Source organism: Nocardia seriolae NBRC 15557 (genome assembly GCF_007990715.1).
GTDB classification, from domain to species: domain Bacteria; phylum Actinomycetota; class Actinomycetes; order Mycobacteriales; family Mycobacteriaceae; genus Nocardia; species Nocardia seriolae.
In genome coordinates this window covers 1-24,453 of the sequence record NZ_BJWY01000095.1, presented here as the reverse complement: position 1 = coordinate 24,453, position 24,453 = coordinate 1, and the positions used below count along the sequence as shown (strand labels likewise).

The following is a 24,453-nucleotide window of genomic DNA, read 5'->3' as shown; positions in this document are numbered from 1 at the left end:
GGCGAAAGGCCCGGAGTGATCCAGTCACTCCGGGCCTTTCGTATTCATAGAACCGCTAGAGCCGGGCCTTCACCGCGGCCGAGATGCGCGAGCCGTCGGCGCGCCCGGCCGCCAGCGCGGTGGCGGCCTTCATGACCTGGCCCATCTGCTTCATGCCCGGCCGCTCGCCGATCTGCTCGGCGATCTCGGCGATGGCGGTGTCGGCGATATCGGCGACCTCGGCGTCGGTGAGCTGGGTCGGCAGATACTCGTCGATGACCTGCTCCTCGGCGCGCTCGTTGGCGGCCAGTTCGCCGCGCCCGGCCTGCTCGTAGACGACGGCGGCCTCGTTGCGCTTCTTCGCCTCCTTCTGCAGGACGGCGACGACCTCGGGATCGGAGAGCTCACGCGCCTGCGGTCCGGCGACCTCGGCGTTCTGAATCGCCGACAGCAACATGCGCAGGGTGCCCAGGCGCAGCGTGTCCTTGCTCTTCATCGCGGTGGTCATATCCGAGCGCAGCTTGGTTTTGAGTTCCGACATGAGCGACACGGTACGAGGGACTTCTATCGTGGTCCAGCTCATTTGACTCGATGTTTCTCCGCCGGGTCGCCTATTCTGGGCAAATGCCCGTCTTCTCGACCTCAACCCTCAGCCGTGCCGCGCTCGGAGCCGCCGGGGCCGCGGTCGCCGGAATCGGATACGCCACCCTCATCGAGCGCAATGCGTTCACGCTGCGGGAAGCGACGCTACCGGTGCTGGAGCCGGGCAAACCCTCGCTACGGGTGCTGCACATCAGCGACCTGCACATGATGCCCGGGCAGCAGCTGAAGCAGGCCTGGCTGCGGGAGCTGGATCGGCTGGAGCCGGATCTGGTGGTGAACACCGGGGACAATCTCTCGCACCTGAAGGCGGTGCCGTCGGTGGTGCAGTCGCTGGGCGGATTGCTCGCACGCCCCGGCATTTTCGTGTTCGGCTCGAACGACTATTTCGCGCCGGTGCCGAAGAACCCGCTCAAGTACTTCAAGAAGGACCACAAGCGCGTCTACGGCGAGCCGCTGCCCTGGCAGGATCTGCGGGCCGCGTTCACCGAGCGGGGCTGGCTGGATCTGACCCACGTGCGCCGCGATCTCGAGGTCTCCGGGGTGAAGATCTCGACCGCGGGCGTGGACGATCCGCACCTGAAGCGGGACCGCTACGACACCGTGGCAGGCGCGCCGAATCCCTTGGCGGACTTGAGCATCGGGCTCACCCACTCGCCGGAGCCGCGGGTGCTGGACCGGTTCGCGGCCGACGGCTACGACCTGGTGATGGCCGGCCACACCCACGGCGGGCAGCTGTGCGTGCCGGGTTTCGGTGCGCTGGTGACCAATTGCGGGATCGACCGGGCCCGGGTGAAGGGCGCCTCGCGCTGGGGCGCGCACACCCGGCTGCACGTGTCGGCGGGCCTGGGCACCTCGCCGTGGGCACCGTACCGGTTCTGCTGCCGCCCGGAGGCCACCCTGCTGACGCTGGTCGGCGCACCGCCGAAGAAGCCGGCCGCCGAGTCGGGGCACGGCCGCACGGCGTCGTCGGAGGCTGTCGCGCGGTGATCGCCCGCCGCGATATACAGCGCGGTATGTAGTCAGCCAAGGGGGCAACCGTGACCAGTGGAAACGACCCCGGCAACGAGCCGGGCCGGGCAGCACCCAATCCCGAATGGTGGCAGGGCACGCCGGAGCAGCAGCCGACCTGGCAGCAACCCCAGCAGCCGTGGCAACCGACCACGCCCATGCCCGGACCCTATCCGGCTCCGCCGCAGTACCCGCCCGGCTACGGCGGGCAGCCGCCCTATCCCCCGCCGCCCGGTGGCGGCAAGCGCCGGGTCTGGCTGTTCGCGGGCTTGGCCGCCCTCGTGGTGGCCGTCATCGCGGCCGTCGTGATCGTCGCACTGGTGAACAAGAATTCCGCCGAGCCGTCGGCGCAATCGACCACCACGCCCTCGCTGATCAGCGCGCTCACCTCGACCACCACCAAGCCCGGCGGCTCGGCCAAGCCCACGCCCACCAAGACGAGTGCCGCCAAGCCCACCTCGACTCCCGCCGCGGTGATCCCCGGCTACCAGGTGGTGACGATCCCGAATTTCGGTGCGGTATATGACATTCCGCCGACGTGGAAGGTGGATCGGTCCGGGCAGAACGCCTTCGGCACCGGCGCGGACGTGGTGGTGGCGGCCGGTCTGGCCCAGGACGGGGTCGACTACTGCCCGAAGAACGTGCGCACCAATGTCTTTCTGACCCAGTCGGATGAATCGGATCCGGCCAAGGCGGCCGTCGATATAGGCACCCGGCTGGGCCGCATCGGCTGGTCCACCGCGAGCGGCGCGACGCCCGGGGCAACGGAGTCGTTCCAGTCCACCGACGGGCAGTTGCAGGGCGTCTACCTGGAGACCAGGGGCAATGCCCAGCCCGCGGCGGGGTGCGCCTCGACCTTCTCGGTCTACACCTTCGCCTTCCCCGGCGAGAGTGGCGCGTTCGTGTTCACCATCGCGGCCGACACCGGGGTGGATCAGGCCGTGGACCCGGCCATGGCCAAGAAGATTCTCGGCAGCCTCCGCCCGATTCAGTAAGGGCGGCAGCACAACTCGTCAGACAGGGGGTCCGACGATGAGCGGCGGAAACGACGATCGGGACATCGATCCGGAGCGGACGACGTCCAGCGGGGACTGGTGGCAGGGGCCGATACACGGGCCGCGCGCCCAGGGTCCAGGTCCGCAGCCACCCCCGCATCCACATCCGAATACCCCTGCGCCCGGGCCGAATCCGTACCGAACCGGCCCCAGCCGCTACCAATCGGCTCCGAATCCGGTTCCGCCGGTGTGGAATCCCTACGCCACGGGACCGAATGCCTTCCAGCCCCAGCCATCCGGCAGTCGTAACCGGCTGTGGCTGCTGGTGGCCGTGGGCGCACTGGTGGTGGCCATCGTGGCCGTGGTGGCGATCATCTTCGTGAATCACGACCCTGGACGCAGCGCCTCTCCCGCCACCACCTCCGTCACGACCACGACCGCCCGCTTCACCACGACGACTGCCGTCCACACGAATACCACAGCACCGGCGACCACTCTGACACCCACGATCTCCGGCTATCAGGTGGTGGTTCCGACGGGTTACAAAGTCGCGTGGGATGTTCCGTCGGATTGGATCGACGACCCGACGGCCACCTCCTACGGCACCGACGCCGATAACCTTCCCATCGCAGGCATGGCAGACGAGGGCGAGAACTACTGCCCGGACAATGTCCGCACCCAGATGTTCTTGACCGCTTCGCAAATCTCGGATGCCGCGGCCGCGGCCGCCGACATTGGCACACATGTGGCCCGTATCGGCTGGAGTACCGGATCGGCGATCACCCCGGGCACCGGCCAAGACTTCAAGACCTCCGACGGCGGCATGCACGGCACCTTCTTGGAGACAAAGGGCACCTTCACCGCCCCGGCCGGCTGCGCCACCACCTTCTCGGTCTATACCTTCGCCGTCAGCGCCGGCGACAAGGGCTCCCTGGTTCTCGTCATAGGCGCGGACACCGGAATGGAGCGCTCGATGACCCCCGGATTCGCCCGCAGAATTTTCGGCACTCTCCGCACTATTTGATCCTTTGACCAGCCAATTTAACGTCTGGACCACCGGTGCGTTAAGCTACTGCAGGTTCGCTTCACGGGGTGTGGCGCAGCTTGGTAGCGCGCTTCGTTCGGGACGAAGAGGTCGCAGGTTCAAATCCTGTCACCCCGACTGTGTGGTTGAGACACAACTCGGCCCCCGGCTCTTTCGAGAGTCGGGGGTTTTGTGTTTTTCAAGGGCGGGCCGATAGGCGGCGGCGGTAGCCGCGGGCGGTCAGGGGGGAGCCGAGGCCGTGTAGGAGGACGCTGCCGAGGACGGTTACCACCATGGCGGTGAGGGCGAGTTCGGCGTTTTCGCCGCGGAGTTTGTTGAAGGCGAGCAGGCCGAAGACGATCGAAGTGGTGCCGCGGGGGCCGAGCCAGCCTATGAGGAAGGTCTCCACCGTGGTGAGGCGGTAACCGATCAGCGACAGCATGACCGGTGCGATGCGCACGACGGTCAGGACGGCGGCGCAGAACAGCCACAGGCGCCAGTTCACGCCGTCCCAGAGCGTGAAGACGACCACCGCGCCGAAGACGAACCACATGACGACGGTCAGCAGGAAACCGATGTCCTCGATGAGTTCGAGTGCGCGGGCGTGCTCCTCGGTGCGGCGGATGCGGTGGATCACGAAGCCGCAGATGAAGGCCGCGACGAAGCCGTTGCCGTCCACGGCCACCGAGAGTGCGTAGGAACCCAGCGGGGCGGCGACCATGATGAGCCGCTTCGATTGCAGGTTCATCAGGTGCGCGGCGTCGGCCTGGTTGGTCAGGAAGGCCAGTGCCGCACCGCATCCCGCGCCGACCACCAGGGCCTTGAGGGCGGCGGGAGCGGCGGTGCCGAGGGCGCTGAGCGGGGAATGTTCCTGGGTGAGGTCGCCCGCGAGGATCAGGGCGAAGATGATGATCGGCGAGACGATGCCGTCGTTGTAGCCGCTCTCGACATTCAGAATATTGCGGACCCGCACCGGGATTCGCCGATCCCGCAGGATGGCCGCGGCGGGCGCGAAGTCGATGGGCACCACCACGCAGGCGATGACCAGCAGCACCGCCCAGCCGGAACCGGGCAGCAACCACAGGCCCAGCCCGACCGCGGCCGCCAGGCTCAGCGGCAGCGCGATCAGCAGCAGGCGCAGTGCCGCACCCGGATTGCGGCCGAACAGCCCGCCGCGCACCTCGGTGGCGTCGATGAACAGCAGCACGGCCAGCACGACTTCCGCTGCGTGCAAGGCCGTTTCGGTATCGAGCGTCGGACCGATGGAGTCGCGCACCATCAGCCCGACGACCACGCCCGCGGCCACCGTCACCATGGGCGCGGAAATACGCCACTGCTCGAACTTGGTGGCGAACAAGGCCCACACGGTCAGCGAGACGGCAACCGCCAGCATGGTGGCAATCATTCAGCCATCTTGCCAGGGCTACCCGGCGACGGGACGCAGGCGGGTACCGCCGAGCCGGTCGGCGTGGGCGGTGAGCAGGTCGCGCAACCCCGCCTCGGTCGCCGCGTCGGCCGGGGTCAGCACGGTCAGGCTGTGGTCCGCGCCGTCCGGGCTGGTGAGATTGTCGTAGCAGACGGTGAGGTCGCCGACCTCCGGATGCCGGATGCGCTTGCTGCCGTGGCTGCGGTCCTGCACCGTGTGGCCGTCCCACCAGGTCGCGAATTCCAGGCTCTCGGAACGCAATTCGGCGATCACCTCGCGCAGCCGGGCATCGTCGGGGTGGCGGGCCAGATTGCGGCGCAGATTGCCGACGGTCTCGCGGGCGACGCGCTCCCAGTCGAGCTGGGTGGCGCGCACGCCCGGGTCCAGCAGCGTCAGGCGGGCGGCATTGACACCGGGCCCGAAGCCCGGCCCGAACAGGGCCACCGCGGCGGTATTGCGGGCCAGCACGTCCAGCCGGAAGTCGCTGAGATAGGCCGGCAGCGAAGGCATCCCGTCGAGGATGGCGCGCAGCGAGGCGGGTGGATCGGCGGGCCGGCGCGTGGGCGGCTGCGCGCCGCGTGCGATCAGGTGCAGGTGCGCGCGTTCGGCATCGGTGAGCCGCAGGGCCGCGGCCAGCGCGTCCAGCATGCCCGCGCCCGGCGTCCCGACCCGGCCCTGTTCCAGGCGGATGTACCAGTCGATGCTGACCGCGGCCAGCTGGGCCACCTCCTGCCGCCGCAGGCCGGGTGTGCGCCGGGTCCCGACGCTGGGCAGCCCGGCGTCCTCCGGCGTGAGCCGCTCCCGCATCGCACGCAGAAACGCGCCCAGTTCCAACCCGGATTCCATGCCGTCCACCACACCAGCCTAGGGCCCGCGGCCGGGTAGCACGCGCGATACCAGGCTGCCGACGATCTCCCTGCCCGTCTTGCATTTCGGGATTCTTGTCCTGCACTTCGAAACACGAAAGGGACCGCCATGATGAACCGCACCGCCCGCATCGCCGCCACCACCTTCGCCGTGGCGGCCCTGGCCGGGGTCGCCGGGTGCAGCAGCGACAAGGACTCGTCGACCGCGACCGGCACGACCACTCCGGCCTCGCCGTCGGTCCAGGTCCGTCCGGTCGTCCCGGCCACCGCCGCCGCGTTCACCGTCACCGCCGACACCACCGCCGCCTTCCCCGCCGACTTCTACGCGGGCGCCTTCGGCTGCACGGCCGCCAACCGCGCCCCGCACCTGCAATGGTCCGGCGCACCCGCCGCGGCGCAGAGCTTCGCCGTCACCATGTTCGACCCCGATGCCCCGACCGGCGCGGGCTTCTGGCACTGGATGAACTGGGACATCCCCGCCACCGCAACCGATTTCACCGCGGGCGCGGCCGGCGTCGCGGGGACCAACGACGCCGGTATCCCCGGCTACCTGGGCCCTTGCCCGCCCACCGGCGACAAGCCGCACACCTACAAGATCTCGATCCTGGCCCTGGACACCCCGAGCTTGGGTCTGCCCGCCACCACCACGCCGACGGTCGCGTCCTTCTCGATGGGCGCGCACATTATCGGCACGGCCGAGCTGACCTTGACCGCACAGCGCTGAAACGCAATGGGTCCCGGCCATTCCGGCCGGGACCCTTTGTCGTGCGGGGTATTTCAGCCCAGGTGCAACCGCCGCATGAGCCGCAGCGTGACCAACGTCGACTTCAGCTGCTTCTCGTACGGCATGGACGCGCGGGCGGCCATGATCTGCTTCTTCTGCACACCGACATTGATGGTGTCGGTGTACTTCAGGATTCCGGCCGCGCCGTGCCGCGTGCCGACGCCGGACTGCTTCACGCCGCCCGACGGGGTGCCCTTGGCGGCGTAGCTGGTGACGAAGCCGTCGTTGATATTGATGGCTCCGGCCTCGATGCGCTCGGCCAATTTGGTTGCGCGGTCGATGTTTCCGGTCCAGACACTGGCATTGAGCCCGTAGCTGGTGTCATTGGCCAGCGCCACGGCCTCGTCGACCGTGCCGTACTTGTAGATGCTGACGACCGGCCCGAAGGTCTCCATGGTGGCGTGGGCCATGTCCTTGGTGACGCCGGTGAGCACGGTGGGCTCGAAGAACGCGGGCCCGATGTCGGGACGCGGGTTGCCGCCGGTGACCACGGTCGCGCCCTTCTCGCGGGCCTCGTCGACGTGCGCGGCGACGCGCTTCATGTGTTCCACCGAGACCAGCGAACCCATTTCGGGCTCGAAGTCGTAGCTGGCGCCCATCTTCTTGCCGAGTTCCTCTGCGGCAGCGACGAATCGGCGCAGATACTCGTCGTAGATGCGCTCCTGCACATAGATCCGCTCGATGTGCATACACGCCTGGCCGGTGTTTCCGAACACGGCGAAGATGGCCGACGGGATGGCCTCGTCCAGGTTCACGTCGTCGAGCACGATCATCGGGTTCTTGCCGCCGAGCTCCAGGCTGCACCCGATCAGGTTGCGCCCGGCCTGCTCGCCGATGGTCCGGCCGGTATTGGTGGACCCGGTGAACATGACGAAGTCGACATTGTCGATGAGCGTCGGCCCGACATCGGGCCCGCCGCCGCAGACCACCTGGACCAGCCCGCGCGGCAGCCCCGCCTTGTGCAGCAGTTCGATGCCGTAGAGCGTGCACAGCGCGGTCTTGTTGTCCGGCTTCATGATCACGCCATTGCCCGCGATGAGCGCCGGGGTGGAGTCGGACATGGAGATGGCGAACGGGAAGTTCCACGGCGCGATGACCGCGACCACGCCCTTGGGCCGGTGCTCCTCGGTGGAGGAGGTGATGACCGGCATCGGGCCGGAGCGCTTCTTGGGCTTGAGCGTCTTCTCGGCGGTCTTCAGGTAATGCGCGATGACCATGGGCGTATCGCACGCCTCCTCGATGGCCATGCGCCGCGCCTTGCCGCAGCCGATCTGGATCAGGTCCGCGAGCGTCTCGATCTCGGAGAGGATCAACTCATGGGCGCGCTCGAACACGGCGAGGCGGTCCTTGAGCGGCCGGGCCGCCCATTCCTGCTGCGCGGCGCGGGCGATCTCGGCGGCCGCGACCACGTCCTCGGGCGAGGACTGCGGCAGATAGCCGACCACGTCGCCGGTGTAGACCTCGATCATCTCGAAGGGCTCGCGCGCCTCCCCCGCCTTGCCCGCGGTCACCATGGCGGTGAGCCGGTTGATGAGGGATTCCGTGACGCGCGGCGGAAGCTTCGCCTTGCTCGTTGTGCTCATGGGACTCTCTCCAGTACTTGCCGCCCGTGACGGCGGTCACCATGATCCAAACTAGAACACGTTATTGTTCAGGACAACGGCGCGGGGTAGTTTCGTGCCGGAATCAGCCCGGAAAGTGGAAAGAAGGGTCGGCGATGACCGCAGCGACTGCACAGACGCCTAGCAACACCGAACCGCACGCTCTGGTCGAGAAGCGCGGCGCGACGCTGATCGTCACCATGAACCGCCCCAAGTCCAAGAACGCGCTGACCGGCGAGATGCTGGCCATCATGACCGAGGCGTGGGACACCGTCGACAACGATCCGGAGATCCGCTCCTGCATCCTCACCGGCGCGGGCGGCGCGTTCTGCGCGGGCGCGGACCTGAAGGCCATGAACAAGCGCAACCCCGAGGACGGCATGAAGGAGGGCAGCGCGTTCGATCCCTCGCGCATGCCCGGCCTGCTCAAGGGCCGCCGCCTGACCAAGCCGCTGATCGCCGCGGTCGAGGGCGCGGCCATCGCGGGCGGCACCGAGATCCTGCAGGGCACCGACATCCGCATCGCCGGTGAGAGCGCCAAATTCGGTGTGTCCGAGGCGAAGTGGAGCCTGTTCCCGATGGGCGGCTCGGCGGTGCGGCTGCCGCGCCAGATCCCCTACACCGTCGCGGCGGAACTGCTGCTGACCGGCCGCCACATCACCGCGGCCGAGGCGCTGAACTTCGGGCTCATCGGCCACGTGGTACCGGACGGCACCGCGCTGGACAAGGCCCTCGAGATCGCCGAGCTGATCAACAACAACGGCCCACTGGCCGTGCAGGCGATCCTGCAGGTCATCCGCGACACCGAGGGTATGCACGAAGAGGATGCCTTCAAGATCGACGCCAAGGTCGGTCTGCCGGTCTTCCGCAGCGAAGACGCGAAGGAGGGCCCGCGCGCCTTCGCCGAGAAGCGGAAGCCGAACTTCCAAGGGAAATAACGGACTAGCGGGCGGCTAGCTCCTCTCCCAAGAACCCGCCGGACTGGTGCCGCCACAGTTGCGCGTACGTGCCTTCGGCCCGTAACAGCTCCTCGTGGCTGCCCTGTTCGACGATCCGCCCGCGATCGAGCACGATCAGCCGGTCCATGTCGGCGACCGTGCTCAGCCGGTGCGCGACCACCAGCGCCGTACGCCCTTCCATCAACTCCCAGAGCGCTTGCTGGACAAGGATTTCGCTCTCGGAGTCGAGGGCGCTGGTGGCCTCGTCCAGCAGCAGGATGGGCGCGTCACGCAGGATGGCCCGCGCCAGCGCGACCCGCTGCCGTTGCCCGCCGGACAGTTTCACGCCGCGCTCGCCGATGAGCGTGTCCATGCCCTGGGGCAGCGCGTCCGCGAATTCGGTGACGTGCGCGGCCTTGGCCGCCCGCCGCACCTCCTCGTCGGTGGCGGCGGGCCGGGCGAAGCGAATGTTCTCGCTCAGCGTCCGGTGGAACATGGCCGGATCCTGCGGCACGTAGGAGAGCAGGCCGCGCAGCTCACTCTGCTTCATCCGCGAAATGTCCTGCCCGCCGATGCGAATGGCACCACCGTCGATGTCCATCATGCGCAGCAGCAGCTGGGTGATGGTGGACTTGCCACCGCCCGAACGTCCGACCAGGCCGACCCGCGACCCGCTCGGCACGTCCAGATCCAGCCCCCGGAACAGCGGGGCCGCCCCCGCGTGCGCGAAGTCGACGTGCTCGAACCGGATCCCGGAGTCCTTGGGCCGCAGGGGCTCCGGCTCCGCGACGTCCAGCACGGTGGGCGATTCCAGCAGCAGCTCGGTGAACTGCGCGGCCTCGGTGACAGTGCTCTCCAGCCGCCGGTAGATCTGGTTGAACCGGAACATGATGCCGGTGGCGTTCCAGTAGTACGTGAACGCCACGATGATCACCTCGACCGAGGCGTGCCCACCCCGGATGCCCAGGGCGATCAGCAATCCCGCGATATTGGTGATCACGAACATGGGCGCGACCGCGGTGTCGATGAACAGGTTGTTGTAGTCCCAGGAGCGCAGCGTCTTCGCCCGCTGGTCCACCACGCGCCGCCCGTGCTCGGCCGCCTCCTGCGGTTCGGCCGAGAAGGCCCGCACCGCGGCCATATTGGAGAGGCTGTCGGAGATGTGTCCGGAGACCAGTGCCACGGCCGCTTCGCGTTCGTCGACCAGGTGCTGGCGCCGCCGGATCAGGGGCGTGATCACCACTACACAGAGCGCTATCAGCCCGACCAGCACGAACACGAACGCCGGGTCGTAGCGCCACAGCACCACCGAGCCGAAGGCGATCGGCACCAGCGCGCCCACGATCTCGAAGGAGAAGGTGTCGACGAACTCCTCGAACTGCCTGGCGAAGCTGACCGAGCGTTTGGTGAGCGAGCCCGCGAAGTTGTTGTGGAAGAACGCCGCGTCCTTGGCCAGCAGCTCGTCCATGGCGGCCACGTACAGGTGCTCGATGCCGTAGGCGTCGGTGCGGTTGAGGAAGTGGATTCCGATGCGCCAGAACACTTCCGACAGCAGCAGTAGCCCACCGAAGGCGAGCACGTAGGGCGCGAGCGCGCCGAACGAGGAGTCACCGGTGGCGGCGACCTTCCCGACCACCACCGCGATCAGCAGTGGCGCCAGGTAACTTTGGCAGATATTGCCCAGCGCCGGGCCCAGCAGGCCGAGCGCCGTAATCGTTTTCCGCCGGGCCAGTTCCCGGCCGTAAAAGCGCAGAACCAGTCTCACCGCGGAGGTGTGCGAACTCATTCATCCCCTCTCGAATCAGATGCTTCGAGCAGTGCAGACAGCCCAGAGTGCCTGCTGGGGAGGTATGCCGCCACCGAATTTTTGCCGGGCGGTAGCCAGATTGTCGGCGCTGGGCGGCCGCAGAGCCTCGGCCACCCAGCGCCGGAGTGGATGTCGATCGGAGCACGTGCCGACATCCAGTTCGGGGGGTTACTCGGTGGGGCGGACCGAGCGGCGGACGATGGCGCGGGCCAGGCCGGGGAAGAACCGCCGCATGTAGTACACCGGGCGGGCCTGGCCCGGCAGCACGAACAATGGGGTTTTCGGTTTCGCCAGCGCCTTTTCCAGCGCGTCCACAATGCTCTCCGGCTTGGCCCCGCCGGTATTGCCGAGCACGCTGGCATTCTCCGCGCGCACCGCGTCCAGGAACGGCGTCTCGACCATCGGCGGGCACAGCACCAGCAGCCGGACCCCGCTGCCGTGCAGTTCGTAGGAGAGGCTGTCGGCGAATCCGACCACCGCGTGCTTGGACGCCGTGTACCCGGCCATGCCCGGCGAGGGCAGCCAGCCCGCCAGCGAGGCGAACAGCACCATGGTCCCCGCGCCCGCCTGCTTCATGGCCGGGATGACGGCCTGGCAGAGGTTGACGGTGCCGATGTAGTTGACGTCCATCATCTTCCGGATCTGGGCCACATCGTGGTCCAGCACGGAGGCGTGCACGTGGCACATGCCCGCGGCGTGCACCAGGCGGTCGATGGTCCCGAATTCCGAACGGATCTTGTCCACGACCGCGCGGACCTGGCCGGGATCGGACACATCGCAGGTGTAGGTGTGCGTGTTCGGCGACCGCAGCGCCGTCTCGGCCAATCCGGCGGCGTTCAGATCGACCGCGGCCACATTCCATCCCGCCGCCGCGAGACGCTGCGCGACGATGCGGCCCATGCCGCTGGCCGCGCCGGTGACGAGTGCTGTCCGGCTCATCGGACCTCCCGGGTTTGCAGTACCGTGGCCGCGTCTCCGAAAGTCATTCGGAGCGTGCCGATTCGGCTGGTGAACAGGGCGGGCTTGGGCAGGCCCAGGGCACGCAACCGATCCGAGACGGGATGGGTGCCGAGCTCCACCCGCGCACCGCCGGGCCGACCGCGCACCCCACCCGGATTCATGACCCACAGCGTGCGCCGCAGCAGCCCGTCCCGCCAGGTGTAGGCGTCGATGGACGCGCCGCCCGCACCGCCGGGCATGGGGAAGCCGTCCGCGACCCGCAGGGCGATGACGAGCTGCCCGTCGACCCGCACCTCGCATCGGTGCCCGTGTCCGTCCGGCGTGATGTCGATGTCGGCCATCAGCTTCGGAAAGCCCCAGATCGACTGTCCCGCTTCGCAGGTGAAACTCTGGTTCACCGGCAGCCAGTGGATGTAGGCCCCGGTGCTGTTCTTGCGTCCCGGCTGCTTCGCCATGAGCGAGAATGCGAATTCGTGGTACGGCCCGAGATCCCCGTCGACGTACCGCACGAAAGCCAGTGACAGCACGGCCTTCCCGAACACGGTGAGCGGCTCGAGCCCGGCGTCCGCGAGCAGCTCCCGCGCCGCCGCGGCGTCCACCGCGAACAGCGCTGAGCCCGCGTCGGCATGGCGGATCTCCACCGGCATGCGGACCTGTTCGCCGAGTACGGAATGCGCTTCCACGCTCAAATTAGAACAGGTTGCAGTAGCGTGTGATGGCTGTTTCATCGAGTTTCCCGCTCACCGGGTCTCGTGATCGGGTTCGCGAGACAGGACGAAGGATTTGGCCCAGCGATAGTCGGGTTTGCCACTGGGCGTGCGGGACACGGTTTCGGCCACCCAGATTCGACGCGGCAGCTTGTACCCGGCGAGATGGGTGCGCACATGCTGCTCGAGCGCCGCGAAATCGATCGCCCCGTCGGCCGCGGACACCACCGCCGCCACCTGCTGCCCCCACCGTTCGTGCGGCACCCCGATGACGACCGCGTCGTACACGGCCGGATGCGCCTTGAGCACGGCCTCGACCTCTTCGGGAAAGACCTTCTCGCCGCCGGTGTTGACGACCATATTGCCGCGCCCGATCAGCGTCACCGAGCCATCGGCCTCCACCCGCGCGCGGTCGTCGGTGATGACCATCCGCACGCCGTCCACGGTCCGGAACAGCTTGCCGGTCTTCACCGGATCCTTGTAGTAGCCGATGGGCACATTGCCCGTCTTGGCCACCCAGCCCTCGCCGCCGGGCTCGACCGGATGCCCGGCATCATCGACCACCAGCGCCCCGCGACCCGTGGTGACCCGCGGAGCGCGCGCCGGATCGTCATCCTTCTGCGCGAATCCGATGCCCCCGAAACCGGTTTCGGACGACCCGATGGACTCGGTGACCAAGGTGCTCGGAAACAGTTCCAGCAGCGCGTTCTTCACCGGCTGGGTCAGCTGCGCGGCCCCCGAGCCGATGGAGACCAGCGACGAAGCATCCACCGGCGCGGCCCGATAGGAGTCCACCAGCGGCCGCGCGATGGCATCACCGGTGACGACCAGCACCTGCGGCCGCTCCTGCGCCACCAGCCGCCAGACCTCGTCGGGGTCGAAGCGCGGCTGGAACAGCACCGCATTGCCCGACCACAGCGCGGTGAAGGTGGGCATCATGGCGGCGGCGTGAATCAGGGGCGGCAGCACGAACCACGTCATCGGCCACTCGTTCTGCGCGGCCGCGCGCGACTGCTGATACTCGTCCGCGACTGGTTCACCGGTGTAGAAGTCGATGCCCCCGCCCAGCACCCGCCACATATCCTCCTGCCGCCAGATCACGCCCTTGGGCAGTCCGGTGGTGCCGCCGGTGTACATGATGAAGTGGTCGTCGGCGCTGCGCGGCCCGAAATCCCGTTCTGCGGAACCGGATTCGAGCGCCTGCTCGTACGGCACCGAACTCGACGCCAGGCCCGCCCCACCCTGATCGTCCTCGACCACCAGCGTGTGCCGCAGCTTCGGCAGTTGCGGCCGGATCTCCTCGACGAGCGGCGCGTAGCACCGATGGTGCACCGCCATCTCGAGGTCGGCGTTGTCGTAGACGTATCGCAGTTCCTCGGCCCGGTACCGGTAGTTGACATTCACCGGCACCGACCGAATCTTGTAGCAGCCCAACAGCATTTCCAATGACTCGATGCTGTTGTGCATATGGAATCCGATATGCGTCCCCGCCCCCGCCCCCGCTCCGGCGAGGTGGTGGGCCAGCCGGTTGGCGCGGGCGTCGAGTTCGGCGAAGGTGAGCCGCCGCCCGCCCGCGATGACCGCGGTCCGCTCGGGCACGGCGTCGGCGGCGTGTTCGTAGAGGTCGGCGAAATTGCAGGCCATGGCCGTATCTCCTGGTGGTTCCGGCTACCGGACGGTGAGCGGCAGCGGGGTGCCCCGGTCGGTGAAGGCGAAGCCCGCCCCGGAGCTGAACCGGGTGATGGCGACCTCGTCGGCGGTGCGGAAGGGCAGGTCCGCACGCCGGATTTCGATGGTCAGGGCGCAGTCGTCGACCGTGCGGACACCGCAGTAGAACCGCGGGTTCACCCCGCGCACCAGCGCGTCGAGCGGTTCGAGATGGTCGGGGTCGAGCAGAGCCGCCCAGGCGCCGTCGTCGGCCGCCCCGCAGGCGCGCCCGATTCGCAGCTCCACCGACTGCTCGCCGCCGGCGGTCTCGGTGGATACCATCGCGTCCACATAGGCGGCCGGGTTGAAGGCCGGATGCACGCGCAGCACCTTGGCCAGCGCCGCGAAATCATCCCCGAGCCCGAGCGCGGCACGCAGTCGTTCGGAGGTGAGCCCGGCGATGCCCGTGAACTGTTTACGCAGAATATCCACGGCCACAGTCGATTCCGTCCGTGCCTCGACCGCCGCCCGATAGCCGAGGGTCAGCAGATGGTGCTGCAAACTCACCTCATCGGCGATCCGGATCAATGCCGAGCGCGAGAAGTCCTCGAACCGCAGATCACTCAGCAGCGGGCCCGAATAGTCGCGCAGCCCTTCATCATCCGGATCGATGGGCGACAGCACGGTCCCCGCCGCCTCGGATCCGGCCACCAGTTCCGCCCCCTCGACGGCGGCGGGCGGCTCGTGCTGCGGATCGATGGTCACCGTCCACGCGCACACCGGTTTTCGATCGGCGGGCTCGCGCGGCGGCCGATGCACCGGCCGCACCCGCGCGTGCGGATTGGTCGCCAGCGCGGTGGCGTCGAAGGTCGGATCCTCGATGTCGTGGCACATGGCCACCACGAACTCCGTCCCCATCGGTTCCACATCGGCCAGCGCGCCGCAGTGGTCCAGGTGGAATTCCCCGTGATCGTGATCGATCACGCGGAACCGGAAGTCCATGAATTGCGGTGGCGCACCGATATCGAGCTGAAAGCACTTGAAGATCGCGTCCACGCCATCGCCGTCGATCCCCAGTGCCTTGCGCATGCGCCGCGTGTACACCGGACTGGCCAGCCGCCATTCGTCGATGGCCACCGCCGTCATCCCCGGCCGCCCGAGCGCGCCGAGCACATGCGCCATTCCCGACCGGTCGATGAGGTGCCCGCACAGCAGCAGTTCCGGAACCAGCCGCGCCAGTTCGGATCTGGTCAGGAATTCGTATCCGCTGGTCACCACAGGGGCACCGGCCCCTTTCCGACCGGGTACCAGCCGGGCAGCGGTTCGCCCGACATGGCCCGCTCCATGCGTTTGCGCATGCCGGACGACAGCGCGTCGTTGGAGATCATCTCCACGAAAAGCGCTGTCACATTGCCGAAGTCGAAGAAATCGCGCTGCCAGCTCCACTGGAAATCGCCGGCGTACCGGAACCAGCTGCCCCCGATGCCCTCGGGCGAATACGGCCGTCCGTCCGCCCGGCGCTGCTCGTTGACCTGCTTCCAGAACCCGATGACGCTGCCGCTGCGCTCGTCCACCACGAATTCCTGATACGGATACGTCCACCCCTCCAGCCCGAACATCTCCTGCCCGAGCGCGATCTCGCGGATCTCGTCCCGCCCGACCGCCATGAACTCCTGTTGCGGCCCGTAGTTCCAGCCGTAGGTGGCGTCCTCGGTATAGAAGTGGTCGAGGGGCTTCCAATCCCCCTGTGCCTCACACTGTTTGTTCTCGTCCACCCAGCGGCGGATCATCTCGTCGAGTTCATCGCGGGACCAGGCCATGTCAGGCTCCTTCATTCGCAGGATCGGCTATCAGCGACAGCGCCTGCGTCGGGCAGTAGCGGACGGCGGTCCGGGCCGCCTCCAGATCGGTGCCGGGATCGGGTCGCAGGATCTCGACCTGCCCCTGTCCGGGCACGTGGAACAGTTCGGGGGCCTCGTCCCGACAGACGGCATGGCCCTGGCAGAGATCGAGGTCGACGACGAGACGCATGATCACGGTCCTTCCGAGAGTGGCGCTTCGGGCTGCACCTCGACCAGCACGAGATGCGAACCGCGCGGCGTGGCGACGACCGCGGTGACCGCCGCGGCCAGATCGGCGGGCCGCAGGAAATGCGCGTGCCGGGCGAAACCCCACTTCGCCCAGTTCGGCAGCAGCGGCCCGACCACCTCCGGCGTGGCCTGCATGCCCATTCCGGTCAGCGTCTGCCCCGGGCGCACGATCGAGGAACGAACCCCGGTGCCCTCCAACTCCATTCGCAGCTGGGTGGCGAAGGCCTCGACACCGGACTTGGCGGCGTTGTACGCGCCGCCACCGGGCCGGGCCCGCACGGCGCAGTCGGAGCCGATGATGACGAAGTCGCCGCGTCGCCGCGAGATCATCCCCGGCAGCACCCGGTGCGCGAGCCGCTGCGCCCCGACCAGGTGCACCCGGACCTGGGATTCGAACAGGTCGGGATCCATTTCCCAGCCCTTGCCGAATTCCAGATCGCCCGCGCCGGAGACCAGGACCTCGGTCGGCCCCAGCGCTCGCTCGGCCGCGCTGACGAATTCGTCCACCGAGCCGGTGTCGCGGACATCCAGCGCTCCGGCGAACGCCTCACCGCCCGCGGCGCGAATCTTCTCGGCGAGCGTCTCGCAGATCTCCACGCGACGCGCACCGAGCGCCACCGGATGCCCCAGCGCGGCAAGCGCTTCCGCAGTGGCGGTGCCGATGCCGGACGACGCGCCCGCCACGATCGCCGGCCGCCGGTCGGGATGGGGTGCGAACCGAGCCATTACCGCACCTCCACGGAGACGGGCAGGTGCGCGAACCCACGCACGTTCACCGAATGAACTCGCTGGATACCGGATTCACCGATGCCGTACCCCCGGACACGAGCCACGAACTCCCGCAACACGATCGACGCCTCCAAGCGGGCCAGGTGTGCGCCGAGACAGAAATGCACCCCGCGACCGAAGCTGATCAGCCCGCCCTTGTCGGGCCGTTCGATGTCGTATCGATCCGCGTCGTGAAAGACCGCCGAGTCACGATTGGCGGACCCGATGAGCAGCAACACCTTCGAGCCCTGTGGAATGGTCTGCCCGTAGTACTCGAGATCCTCGGCCGCCGTCCGGGCGAGAATCTGACTCGACGCGTCGTACCGCAGTGTCTCCTCCACCCAGTCCTCGACGAGTTCCGGCTGCCCGGCCACCTTCGCGTACTCCCCCGGATTGCGCCCCGCCCAATACAGCGCATTCCCCAGCAGTTTCGTCGTGGTCTCGTTGCCCGCGACCACCATGAGGAACATGAACCCGAGGATCTCCTCGTCGGTCAGCCGATCCCCGTCCGCCTCGGCATCCAGCAAGGCCGAGGTCAGATCGCCGGTGCGCTGCCTTTTACGAGCAGCGAGCACTTCGTTGTAGTACCCCGCCAGCTGCAAGGCCGCCTCCATGGCCGCGACGGGCACATCCAGTACGCCCTCCTCGCGATGCACCAGCAGATCGGCGAGCCTGCGCAATTCGGCCCGATCGGACTCGGGCACTCCCAGCAGTTCCGAGATCACGTCCATGGGCACCTGCCCCGCGACCGCGTCGATCCAATCGAAATCCCCACCGGCCAGGGCGGGTTCGAGGTAGCGCAGCGTGATTTCCCGGATCCGCGCGCTCATCTCGGTCACCCGGCGCGGGGTGAACCCCTGATAGACGAGCTTGCGCAGCCGCAGATGCCGCGGATCGTCCATCGCCAGGAAGGACATGGTCCGCCAGGCGTGCGGCCCCCAGGCGGCGGGATCCAGCGAGACCCCGTTGGTGCTGGAGAGCCGCACATTGTCGCGGAATCCGGCGGCCACGTCGACATGCCGCGAAAGCGCCCAGAAGTCCAGCTCCGGATGGTGGTACACCGGGGCCTCGGCGCGCAGCCGCTGGTACACGGGATACGGGTCCTCGTGCACGCGGTAGTCGTAGGGGTCGAACAGCAGCGGCTCGACGGAGGCTGCGGTCATCGTGTGTGCACCTCGTATTCGATAACGCGTTCATCGGCTCTGACGAACGTTTTCCAGCAACGGAGACACGTAGCTGGACATGTGTCTGTACGGTACTAGCGACGGGATCACCTGACAACGAAATCCCGAATCCGGAACCGGCCCGGACCCGGCAAACTGAAACATGTTCTTGCGCGGGTCCGAGCCCTGAACCTATAGTCCGTACACGTGTCCGGACAGCATGGGAGCTACCTATGAGCCCGAGCGATCTCGTCCCCGACGGCGGTTCGCACCTGCTGATCGGCGGCAAGCTGACGCCAGGCGGCGGCGGTGTGTTCACCACCGCCGACCCGGCGACCGGGGAAACCCTCGGCAATGCCGCCAATGCCGACCCCGCCGATATGGACGCGGCCATCGCCGCGGCCCGCACGGCATTCGACACCACGGACTGGTCGCGCGATCCGGGTTTTCGCGCGACCAGCCTCCGGCAACTACGCACCGCACTACAGAGCCACATCGAGGAACTCCGCGAGATCACCATCGCGGAGGCGGGCGCACCCCGAATGCTGACGAGCGGCCCCCAACTCGAAGGCCCGATCAACGACCTCGCCTACTTCGCCGACCTGGCCGAAAACTATTCCTGGGAAACAGATCTCGGCATCGCCTCCCCCATGGGCATCAAGAGTTCACGCAAACTCCGCCGCGAACCCATCGGCGTTGTCGGAGCCATCACCCCCTGGAACTTCCCGCACCAGATCAACTTCGCCAAGCTGGGCCCCGCCCTGGCGGCGGGCACGACCGTCGTCCTGAAACCCGCACCCGACACCCCCTGGTGCGCGGCGGCCGTGGGCCGAATCATCGCCGAGGAGACCGACATTCCGGCGGGCGTGGTCAATATCGTCACCTCCGACGACCACGGCCTCGGCGCGCAGCTGGTCACCGACCCGCGGGTGGACATGATCTCCTTCACCGGATCCACCGCCACCGGCAAGTCCGTAATGGCCGCGGCGGCAGCCTCTTTGAAGAAGGTCTTCCTGGAGCTGGGCGGCAAGTCGGCGTTCATCGTGCTGGACGACGCCGATATCGCGGCGGCCGCGAGCTACGCGGCATTCGGAGTGTGCGTCCACGCCGGGCAGGGTTGCGCGATCAGCACCAGACTCCTGGTGCCGAGAGAGCACCACGATCAGGCGGTGGAAGCCGCCGCGAGAACCCTGGCCAATATCAAGCCCGGCGATCCCGCCAAGCCCGGAACCGTCTGCGGCCCGGTCATTTCCGAACGCCAGCTGGCCCGAGTGGAGCGTTACCTGGATATCGCCCGAGCCGAGGGCGGCACCATCGTGACCGGCGGCAATCGAATCGACGGCCCCGGCTGGTTCATCGAACCCACCCTGATCACCGGCCTGCCCAACAGTTCCCGCGTGGCGCAGGAGGAAATCTTCGGCCCCGTCCTCACCGTCATCCCCCACGACGGTGACGCCGATGCCGTCCGCATCGCCAACGATTCCCCCTACGGCCTGTCCGGCTCGGTCTGGGGCCGCGATCCCGAGCGCCTGCGCACGGTGGTCGAGGGCATCCGCACCGGCACGCTCAGCGTGAACGGCGGCATCTGGTATTCGGCCGACGCGCCCTTCGGCGGCTACAAGCAGTCCGGCCTGGGCCGGGAAATGGGCGTCCTCGGCTTCGAGGAATACACCGAGACCAAACTCATCGCGACCGGCTGCTGAGGAGCACTGACATGGGCCGTTTCACCGATAGGTCGATCATCGTCACCGGCGCCGCGCGGGGCATCGGCGCGGCATACGCCCGCGCCCTGGCCGCCGAGGGCGCGAAAGTCGTTGTCGCCGACCTCAACAGCGCGCTCGGCGAGGCCACCGCCAAGGAGATCACCGCCGACGGCGGCACCGCCGTCTTCGCGCAGGTCGACGTCGCCGACCCGCAATCCGCCAAGGCCGTAGCCGATTTCACCGTCGCCGAGTTCGGCGGCATCCACCACCTGGTCAACAATGCCGCGATCTACGGCGACATGAAACTCGACATCCTGCTCACCGTGCCGTGGGACTACTACAAGAAGTTCATGGCCGTGAACCTGGACGGCGCACTGAACATGACCCGGGCGGTCTACAAGCACATAGCGAAGGCGGGCGGCGGCTCGATCGTCAACCAGTCCTCCACCGCGGCGTGGACCTACTCCGGCTTCTACGGCCTGGCCAAGGCCGGAATCAACAGCCTCACCCAGCAATTGGCGCACGAGCTCGGCCACTCCAAGATCCGCGTCAACGCCATCGCCCCCGGCCCGACCGACACCGAGGCCACCCGCAGCATCGTGCCCGAACAGTTCGTCGACCAGCTGGTGAGCCAGATAGCGTTGAAACGGTTGGGCACCACCGAGGACATGGTCGGCGCGTGCCTGTACCTGCTGTCCGACGACGCCGCGTGGGTGACCGGCCAGGTCCTGAACGTCGACGGCGGGCAGGTCTTCCGGCCATGAGCGAAACCCAGGAATTCCCCGTAGGTTTCATCGGCCTGGGCAATATGGGCGCACCGATGGCGCAACGCCTGACCGACTGGCCGGGCGGGCTGGTCGTCTGCGATATGCGCCCCGAAGCGGTGCAGCCCTTCACCGACGCTGGAGCCCTCGCGGCCGCCAACCCGGCCGAGGTCGCCGAACGCTGCGCGGTCATCTCGGTAGTGGTCCTCGACGATGACCAGGTCCGCACGGTGGTCGCCGACCTCCTGCAAACCGCCAAACCCGGCACCGTCATCGCCGTGCACTCCACCATCTCCGACACCACCGCCGTCGAGCTGGCCGCCGAATGCGCCTCCCACGGTGTCGAATTCGTGGACGCCCCCATCAGCGGCGGCGCGCCCGCAGCCCAACGCGGCGGCCTCGCGGTCATGGTCGGCGGCAGCCCGGCGGCCTTCGAAACCGTCCGCGAACCCTTCGCCCGCTTCGGCTCCCTGGTCATCCACGCCGGAGAGGTGGGCGCGGGCACCCGAATGAAGCTGGCCCGCAACCTGCTCCACTTCGTGGCCTTCACCGCCGCCGCGGAGGCCCAGCGCCTCGCCGAGGCCGCGGGCCTGAACATCACCGAACTCGGCAAGGTGGTCCGCCACTCCGACTCCCACACCGGCGGCCCCGGCGCGATCATGCTCCGCAAGACCACCGCACCCGTCGCCCCCGACGACTTCTGGTTCCCGATCCTCGGCCACGTCCGCGACCTCGGCGAAAAAGACCTGTCTCTGGCCCTGGAGCTGGCCGCGCGGCTGGACGTGAATCTGCCGCTGGCCCAACACGCATTGCAGGACCTGGGCACCGGGCTCGGCGTGGGCCCCGGCCCGATCGCAAAGGAGCAAGCATGACCACCGAACGCCGAGAACGCGGCCTGAAGAAGATGTCCGAGGTCTACGGCTTCGACCTCCCTGACCTGGAGGGCGACCCGTTCTACGAGGTCACCGTCGACCACCTCTTCGCCGACATCTGGAACCGCCCCGGCCTGTCCATGCGCGACCGCCGACTCCTACTGCTCGGAGCCATTACCGCACTGGGCCATTCGGAAATAGCCGAAATCCAGGTCGGCGCGGCCCTGCGCAATGGCGAGCTGGACGCGGACCAGCTGCGAGAAATCGCGGTCTTCCTCGCCCACTACGTGGGCTGGCCGTCGGCCACCAAACTCGACGGCGCGATCCGCAAGACCCTGGCCAAGGACAAGAAGAAGTAATCCCTACCCGCAGTGAGGAATTCAACGATCATGGCGGAAACCCCGACCGTAACCCCGCTACCCGCCCACACCGTCGAGACCTGGGACTACGAGGCCGATGTCGTAGTGGTCGGCTTCGGCATAGCCGGAGTCTGCGCGGCCATCGAGGCGTCCCGCGCCGGAGCCGACGTCCTGGTCCTGGAGCGCACCGGCGGCTGGGGCGGCGCGGCCGCCATGTCCGGCGGATTCATCTACCTGGGCGGCGGCACCGCACTACAGCGGAAACTGGGATTCGAGGACACCCCCGAGCACATGGAGGCGTTCCTGACCGCCGCCCTGGGCCCCGGCGTGGACAAGGCCAAGATCCACGACTACTGCCAGGGCAGCGTCGACCACTTCGATTGGCTTGTCGCCCAGGGCGTCCCGTTCAAGGAGGAATTCTGGGGCGAGCCCGGCTACGAGCCCCCCGCCGACCAGGGCCTCATGTTCTCCGGCGGCGAGAACGCCGCCCCCTTCAAGGACGAGATCCCGCCCGCCCCCCGCGGCCACCTGGCCTGGACCAAGGACAAGAAGCTCGGCGAAAAGGGCGGCGGCTACATGCTGATGGAGCCCCTCGCCCAGAAGGCGGAGGAACTGGGCGTCCGCCACGAATACGACATCCGCCTGCGCCGCCTCATCACCGACGACGAGGGCCGCGTGGTCGGCGTAGCCGCCACCCGCTACGGCAAACCCGTCCACGTCCGCGCCACCCGCGGCGTGGTCCTGGCCACCGGCAGCTTCGCCTACAACCACGAAATGGTGGAACGCTTCGCCCCCAAGATCTCCGGCCGCCCCGCCGCGACGGTGGAGGAACACGACGGCATCGGAATCCGCGTAGCCCAAGCCCTGGGCGCGGACCTGGCCCACATGGACGCCACCGAGGTAGCCCTGGTGGTCGACCCCCAGCTGGTGGCGCGCGGCATCCTGATCAACGGCCGCGGCCAGCGCTTCATCACCGAGGACACCTACCCCGGCCGCATGGGCCAGGCCGTCCTGCTGGAACAGGGCAACCAGGCCTACCTGGTAATCGACGAAATCGCCTTGGAAGAGGCCCTCGAGACCAAGTCCTCGATGTCCTTCCTGCGCATCGCGCCAACCTGGGTCGCCGAGACGGTCGCCGAGCTGGAGGACGAAATGGGCCTGCCGGAGAACACCCTCCAGGCCACCATCGACCTCTACAACCACCACGCCGAAAAGTCCGAGGACCCCTTCCTCGACAAGAAGCCCGAGTGGGTCAAGCCCATCCGCACTCCCCTCGGCGCGTACGACCTGCGCGGCTACACCGGCGGTTTCACCCTCGGCGGCCTCCGCACCGACCTGGACTCCCGAGTCCTCCACGTCTCCGGCAACCCCATCCCCGGCCTCTACGCCGCCGGCCGCGTCACCTCAGGCATCTGCGCAGGCGGCTACGCCTCCGGCTGCTCCCTCGGCGACGGCAGCTTCTACGGCCGCCGCGCCGGTGTCTCCGCCGCCAAGCAGCTCTGAAAGGACCCCCACCCCATGCGATTCGGCATAGTCCTCTTCACCAGCGACCGCGGCATCACCCCCGCGTCCGCCGCCAAAGCCGCAGAAGACCGCGGCTTCCACTCCTTCTTCGTCCCCGAACACACCCACATCCCCGTCAAACGCGAAGCCGCCCACCCCCAAACGGGCGACTCCAGCCTCCCCGACGACCGATACATGCGCACACTCGATCCCTGGGTAGCCCTGGCCACCGCAGCCGCGGTAACCAGCCGCATCGAATTGTCCACAGCGGTAGCGCTTCCCACCGAAAGCGACTGCGTCACCCTCGCCAAAACCATCGCCACCCTCGACCACCTCTCCGGCGGCCGAGTAACCCTGGGCGCCGGATTCGGCTGGAACACAGACGAACTCACCGACCACGGCGTCCCCGGCAACAAACGCCGCACAGTCCTCCGCGAATACGTCGAAGCCATGCGCGCCCTCTGGACCCAGGAAGAAGCCACCTACGAGGGCGATTTCGTCAACTTCGGCCCCAGCTGGGCCTGGCCGAAACCCGTCCAACCCCACATCCCCGTCCTGATCGGCGCAGGCGGCACCGAAAAAACCTTCAAATGGATCGCCCGCACCGGCGACGGCTGGATCACCACCCCCTACGAATCCGACGTCTCAGCCTCCACATCCCTCCTCATGAAGCACTGGGAAGAAGCAGGCCGCCAGGACGTTCCACGCGTAGTAGCCCTGGCCTACAAGCCAAACCCCGACCAACTGACCGCCTGGGCAGAAGCAGGCGTAACCGACATCCTCTACGGCCTCCCAGACAAGCCCGAACCAGACGTCCTCACCTACCTGGACCGCCTGACCGAAAAGCTAACCCCCCTGGGTCTTTCCAGTCCCTAATAATCTCTAA

At 67.9% G+C, this 24,453-nt stretch carries 24 protein-coding genes and 1 tRNA gene; 12 read left to right on the top strand and 13 right to left on the bottom strand.

Translation table 11 applies throughout. The annotated features are described in order from the left end of the window. Positions 1-55 precede the first annotated feature (55 nt). On the bottom strand, positions 56-520 hold the full coding sequence (locus NS2_RS25165; protein ID WP_033089838.1) for a GatB/YqeY domain-containing protein: 465 nt from the start codon (positions 518-520) through the stop codon (positions 56-58). An 83-nt stretch (positions 521-603) separates the two neighbouring features. Between NS2_RS25165 and NS2_RS25160 the strand changes: the two genes are divergently transcribed. From NS2_RS25160 to NS2_RS25145, 4 genes are all read left to right on the top strand, one after another. Further along, positions 604-1,569: a metallophosphoesterase gene (locus tag NS2_RS25160; protein ID WP_033089819.1), complete on the top strand. Its 966-nt coding sequence runs from the start codon at positions 604-606 to the stop codon at positions 1,567-1,569. Between the two features lie 50 nt (positions 1,570-1,619). After that, a complete protein-coding gene (locus tag NS2_RS25155) occupies positions 1,620-2,585 on the top strand; it encodes a DUF8017 domain-containing protein (RefSeq protein WP_147207300.1) in 966 nt (321 codons plus the stop codon). 331 nt (positions 2,586-2,916) lie between these two features. Then, positions 2,917-3,609: a DUF8017 domain-containing protein gene (locus NS2_RS25150; protein ID WP_143161510.1), complete on the top strand. Its 693-nt coding sequence runs from the start codon at positions 2,917-2,919 to the stop codon at positions 3,607-3,609. A 64-nt stretch (positions 3,610-3,673) separates the two neighbouring features. Then, positions 3,674-3,747: transfer RNA gene (locus NS2_RS25145), tRNA-Pro, on the top strand. A gap of 61 nt (positions 3,748-3,808) precedes the next feature. On the opposite strand, the gene NS2_RS25140 is transcribed toward NS2_RS25145, so the two are convergent. Both NS2_RS25140 and NS2_RS25135 read right to left on the bottom strand, forming a co-directional pair. Next, positions 3,809-5,014: a cation:proton antiporter gene (locus NS2_RS25140; RefSeq protein ID WP_033089822.1), complete on the bottom strand. Its 1,206-nt coding sequence runs from the start codon at positions 5,012-5,014 to the stop codon at positions 3,809-3,811. Between the two features lie 18 nt (positions 5,015-5,032). Continuing rightward, positions 5,033-5,881: a helix-turn-helix transcriptional regulator gene (locus NS2_RS25135; RefSeq protein ID WP_147207301.1), complete on the bottom strand. Its 849-nt coding sequence runs from the start codon at positions 5,879-5,881 to the stop codon at positions 5,033-5,035. 132 nt (positions 5,882-6,013) lie between these two features. On the opposite strand from NS2_RS25135, the gene NS2_RS25130 reads away from it, so the two are divergent. Then, on the top strand, positions 6,014-6,625 hold the full coding sequence (locus NS2_RS25130) for a YbhB/YbcL family Raf kinase inhibitor-like protein (RefSeq protein ID WP_082062704.1): 612 nt from the start codon (positions 6,014-6,016) through the stop codon (positions 6,623-6,625). A 53-nt stretch (positions 6,626-6,678) separates the two neighbouring features. On the opposite strand, the gene NS2_RS25125 is transcribed toward NS2_RS25130, so the two are convergent. Continuing rightward, the gene (locus NS2_RS25125; RefSeq protein ID WP_033089823.1) at positions 6,679-8,268 is read right to left on the bottom strand and encodes a succinic semialdehyde dehydrogenase; all 1,590 of its coding nucleotides are present in this window, start codon (positions 8,266-8,268) and stop codon (positions 6,679-6,681) included. Positions 8,269-8,402: 134 nt separating this feature from the next. Between NS2_RS25125 and NS2_RS25120 the strand changes: the two genes are divergently transcribed. Further along, entirely contained in the window at positions 8,403-9,224 is an 822-nt protein-coding gene (locus tag NS2_RS25120) for a crotonase/enoyl-CoA hydratase family protein (RefSeq protein WP_045438865.1), read from the top strand. Between the two features lie 4 nt (positions 9,225-9,228). Here NS2_RS25120 and NS2_RS25115 read toward each other — a convergent pair whose 3' ends face one another. The 9 genes from NS2_RS25115 to NS2_RS25075 all read right to left on the bottom strand — a co-directional run bounded on the left by NS2_RS25115 (position 9,229) and on the right by NS2_RS25075 (position 18,366). Next, a complete protein-coding gene (locus NS2_RS25115) occupies positions 9,229-10,989 on the bottom strand; it encodes an ABC transporter ATP-binding protein (protein ID WP_052086800.1) in 1,761 nt (586 codons plus the stop codon). A gap of 210 nt (positions 10,990-11,199) precedes the next feature. After that, positions 11,200-11,970 carry an SDR family NAD(P)-dependent oxidoreductase gene (locus tag NS2_RS25110; protein ID WP_033089824.1) on the bottom strand — a complete coding sequence of 257 codons (771 nt, stop codon included), beginning with the start codon at positions 11,968-11,970 and terminating at the stop codon, positions 11,200-11,202. Beyond that, positions 11,967-12,674 (bottom strand): acetoacetate decarboxylase family protein, encoded by a 708-nt coding sequence (locus tag NS2_RS25105; RefSeq protein WP_033089825.1) that lies wholly within the window; start codon positions 12,672-12,674, stop codon positions 11,967-11,969. The genes NS2_RS25110 and NS2_RS25105 overlap by 4 nt, the downstream gene beginning before the upstream one ends. 57 nt (positions 12,675-12,731) lie before the next feature. Beyond that, complete coding sequence (locus tag NS2_RS25100; RefSeq protein ID WP_033089826.1) at positions 12,732-14,342, bottom strand: acyl-CoA synthetase; 1,611 nt, start codon at positions 14,340-14,342, stop codon at positions 12,732-12,734. A 24-nt stretch (positions 14,343-14,366) separates the two neighbouring features. Further along, a complete protein-coding gene (locus NS2_RS25095) occupies positions 14,367-15,620 on the bottom strand; it encodes a hypothetical protein (protein WP_370737313.1) in 1,254 nt (417 codons plus the stop codon). Then, on the bottom strand, positions 15,617-16,165 hold the full coding sequence (locus tag NS2_RS25090) for a nuclear transport factor 2-like protein (RefSeq protein ID WP_096490356.1): 549 nt from the start codon (positions 16,163-16,165) through the stop codon (positions 15,617-15,619). Before NS2_RS25090 ends, NS2_RS25095 begins: the two co-directional genes overlap by 4 nt. A 1-nt stretch (position 16,166) precedes the next feature. Continuing rightward, positions 16,167-16,376, bottom strand: a complete 210-nt coding sequence (locus NS2_RS25085; protein ID WP_033089843.1) for a ferredoxin — start codon at positions 16,374-16,376, stop codon at positions 16,167-16,169. A 2-nt stretch (positions 16,377-16,378) separates the two neighbouring features. After that, positions 16,379-17,161 (bottom strand): SDR family oxidoreductase, encoded by a 783-nt coding sequence (locus NS2_RS25080; protein WP_033089829.1) that lies wholly within the window; start codon positions 17,159-17,161, stop codon positions 16,379-16,381. Next, positions 17,161-18,366: a cytochrome P450 gene (locus tag NS2_RS25075; RefSeq protein ID WP_033089830.1), complete on the bottom strand. Its 1,206-nt coding sequence runs from the start codon at positions 18,364-18,366 to the stop codon at positions 17,161-17,163. Before NS2_RS25075 ends, NS2_RS25080 begins: the two co-directional genes overlap by 1 nt. Positions 18,367-18,599: 233 nt before the next feature. Between NS2_RS25075 and NS2_RS25070 the strand changes: the two genes are divergently transcribed. From NS2_RS25070 to NS2_RS25045, 6 genes are read left to right on the top strand one after another with little or no spacing between them, the layout of a single operon-like run. Then, a complete protein-coding gene (locus NS2_RS25070) occupies positions 18,600-20,069 on the top strand; it encodes an aldehyde dehydrogenase (RefSeq protein WP_033089831.1) in 1,470 nt (489 codons plus the stop codon). 11 nt (positions 20,070-20,080) lie between these two features. Next, complete coding sequence (locus tag NS2_RS25065) at positions 20,081-20,833, top strand: SDR family oxidoreductase (protein WP_033089832.1); 753 nt, start codon at positions 20,081-20,083, stop codon at positions 20,831-20,833. Continuing rightward, positions 20,830-21,705, top strand: coding sequence for an NAD(P)-dependent oxidoreductase (locus NS2_RS25060; RefSeq protein ID WP_033089833.1), 876 nt, complete (start codon positions 20,830-20,832; stop codon positions 21,703-21,705). Before NS2_RS25065 ends, NS2_RS25060 begins: the two co-directional genes overlap by 4 nt. Beyond that, positions 21,702-22,064 carry a carboxymuconolactone decarboxylase family protein gene (locus NS2_RS25055; RefSeq protein WP_033089834.1) on the top strand — a complete coding sequence of 121 codons (363 nt, stop codon included), beginning with the start codon at positions 21,702-21,704 and terminating at the stop codon, positions 22,062-22,064. Before NS2_RS25060 ends, NS2_RS25055 begins: the two co-directional genes overlap by 4 nt. A 30-nt stretch (positions 22,065-22,094) precedes the next feature. Next, positions 22,095-23,567, top strand: coding sequence for an FAD-dependent oxidoreductase (locus NS2_RS25050; protein WP_033089835.1), 1,473 nt, complete (start codon positions 22,095-22,097; stop codon positions 23,565-23,567). Between the two features lie 15 nt (positions 23,568-23,582). Beyond that, complete coding sequence (locus tag NS2_RS25045) at positions 23,583-24,443, top strand: LLM class F420-dependent oxidoreductase (RefSeq protein WP_033089836.1); 861 nt, start codon at positions 23,583-23,585, stop codon at positions 24,441-24,443. The last annotated feature ends 10 nt before the right edge of the window (positions 24,444-24,453 follow it).

Coding starts and splice junctions, on each gene's coding strand:
- NS2_RS25065 (WP_033089832.1), top strand. CDS start 20,081: ATGGGCCGTTTCACCGATAGGTCGATCATCGTCACCGGCGCCGCGCGG.
- NS2_RS25140 (WP_033089822.1), bottom strand. CDS start 5,014: ATGATTGCCACCATGCTGGCGGTTGCCGTCTCGCTGACCGTGTGGGCC.
- NS2_RS25080 (WP_033089829.1), bottom strand. CDS start 17,161: ATGGCTCGGTTCGCACCCCATCCCGACCGGCGGCCGGCGATCGTGGCG.
- NS2_RS25130 (WP_082062704.1), top strand. CDS start 6,014: ATGAACCGCACCGCCCGCATCGCCGCCACCACCTTCGCCGTGGCGGCC.
- NS2_RS25055 (WP_033089834.1), top strand. CDS start 21,702: ATGACCACCGAACGCCGAGAACGCGGCCTGAAGAAGATGTCCGAGGTC.
- NS2_RS25165 (WP_033089838.1), bottom strand. CDS start 520: ATGTCGGAACTCAAAACCAAGCTGCGCTCGGATATGACCACCGCGATG.
- NS2_RS25090 (WP_096490356.1), bottom strand. CDS start 16,165: ATGGCCTGGTCCCGCGATGAACTCGACGAGATGATCCGCCGCTGGGTG.
- NS2_RS25110 (WP_033089824.1), bottom strand. CDS start 11,970: ATGAGCCGGACAGCACTCGTCACCGGCGCGGCCAGCGGCATGGGCCGC.
- NS2_RS25100 (WP_033089826.1), bottom strand. CDS start 14,342: ATGGCCTGCAATTTCGCCGACCTCTACGAACACGCCGCCGACGCCGTG.
- NS2_RS25085 (WP_033089843.1), bottom strand. CDS start 16,376: ATGCGTCTCGTCGTCGACCTCGATCTCTGCCAGGGCCATGCCGTCTGT.
- NS2_RS25075 (WP_033089830.1), bottom strand. CDS start 18,366: ATGACCGCAGCCTCCGTCGAGCCGCTGCTGTTCGACCCCTACGACTAC.
- NS2_RS25070 (WP_033089831.1), top strand. CDS start 18,600: ATGAGCCCGAGCGATCTCGTCCCCGACGGCGGTTCGCACCTGCTGATC.
- NS2_RS25125 (WP_033089823.1), bottom strand. CDS start 8,268: ATGAGCACAACGAGCAAGGCGAAGCTTCCGCCGCGCGTCACGGAATCC.
- NS2_RS25060 (WP_033089833.1), top strand. CDS start 20,830: ATGAGCGAAACCCAGGAATTCCCCGTAGGTTTCATCGGCCTGGGCAAT.
- NS2_RS25045 (WP_033089836.1), top strand. CDS start 23,583: ATGCGATTCGGCATAGTCCTCTTCACCAGCGACCGCGGCATCACCCCC.
- NS2_RS25135 (WP_147207301.1), bottom strand. CDS start 5,881: ATGGAATCCGGGTTGGAACTGGGCGCGTTTCTGCGTGCGATGCGGGAG.
- NS2_RS25160 (WP_033089819.1), top strand. CDS start 604: ATGCCCGTCTTCTCGACCTCAACCCTCAGCCGTGCCGCGCTCGGAGCC.
- NS2_RS25120 (WP_045438865.1), top strand. CDS start 8,403: ATGACCGCAGCGACTGCACAGACGCCTAGCAACACCGAACCGCACGCT.
- NS2_RS25050 (WP_033089835.1), top strand. CDS start 22,095: ATGGCGGAAACCCCGACCGTAACCCCGCTACCCGCCCACACCGTCGAG.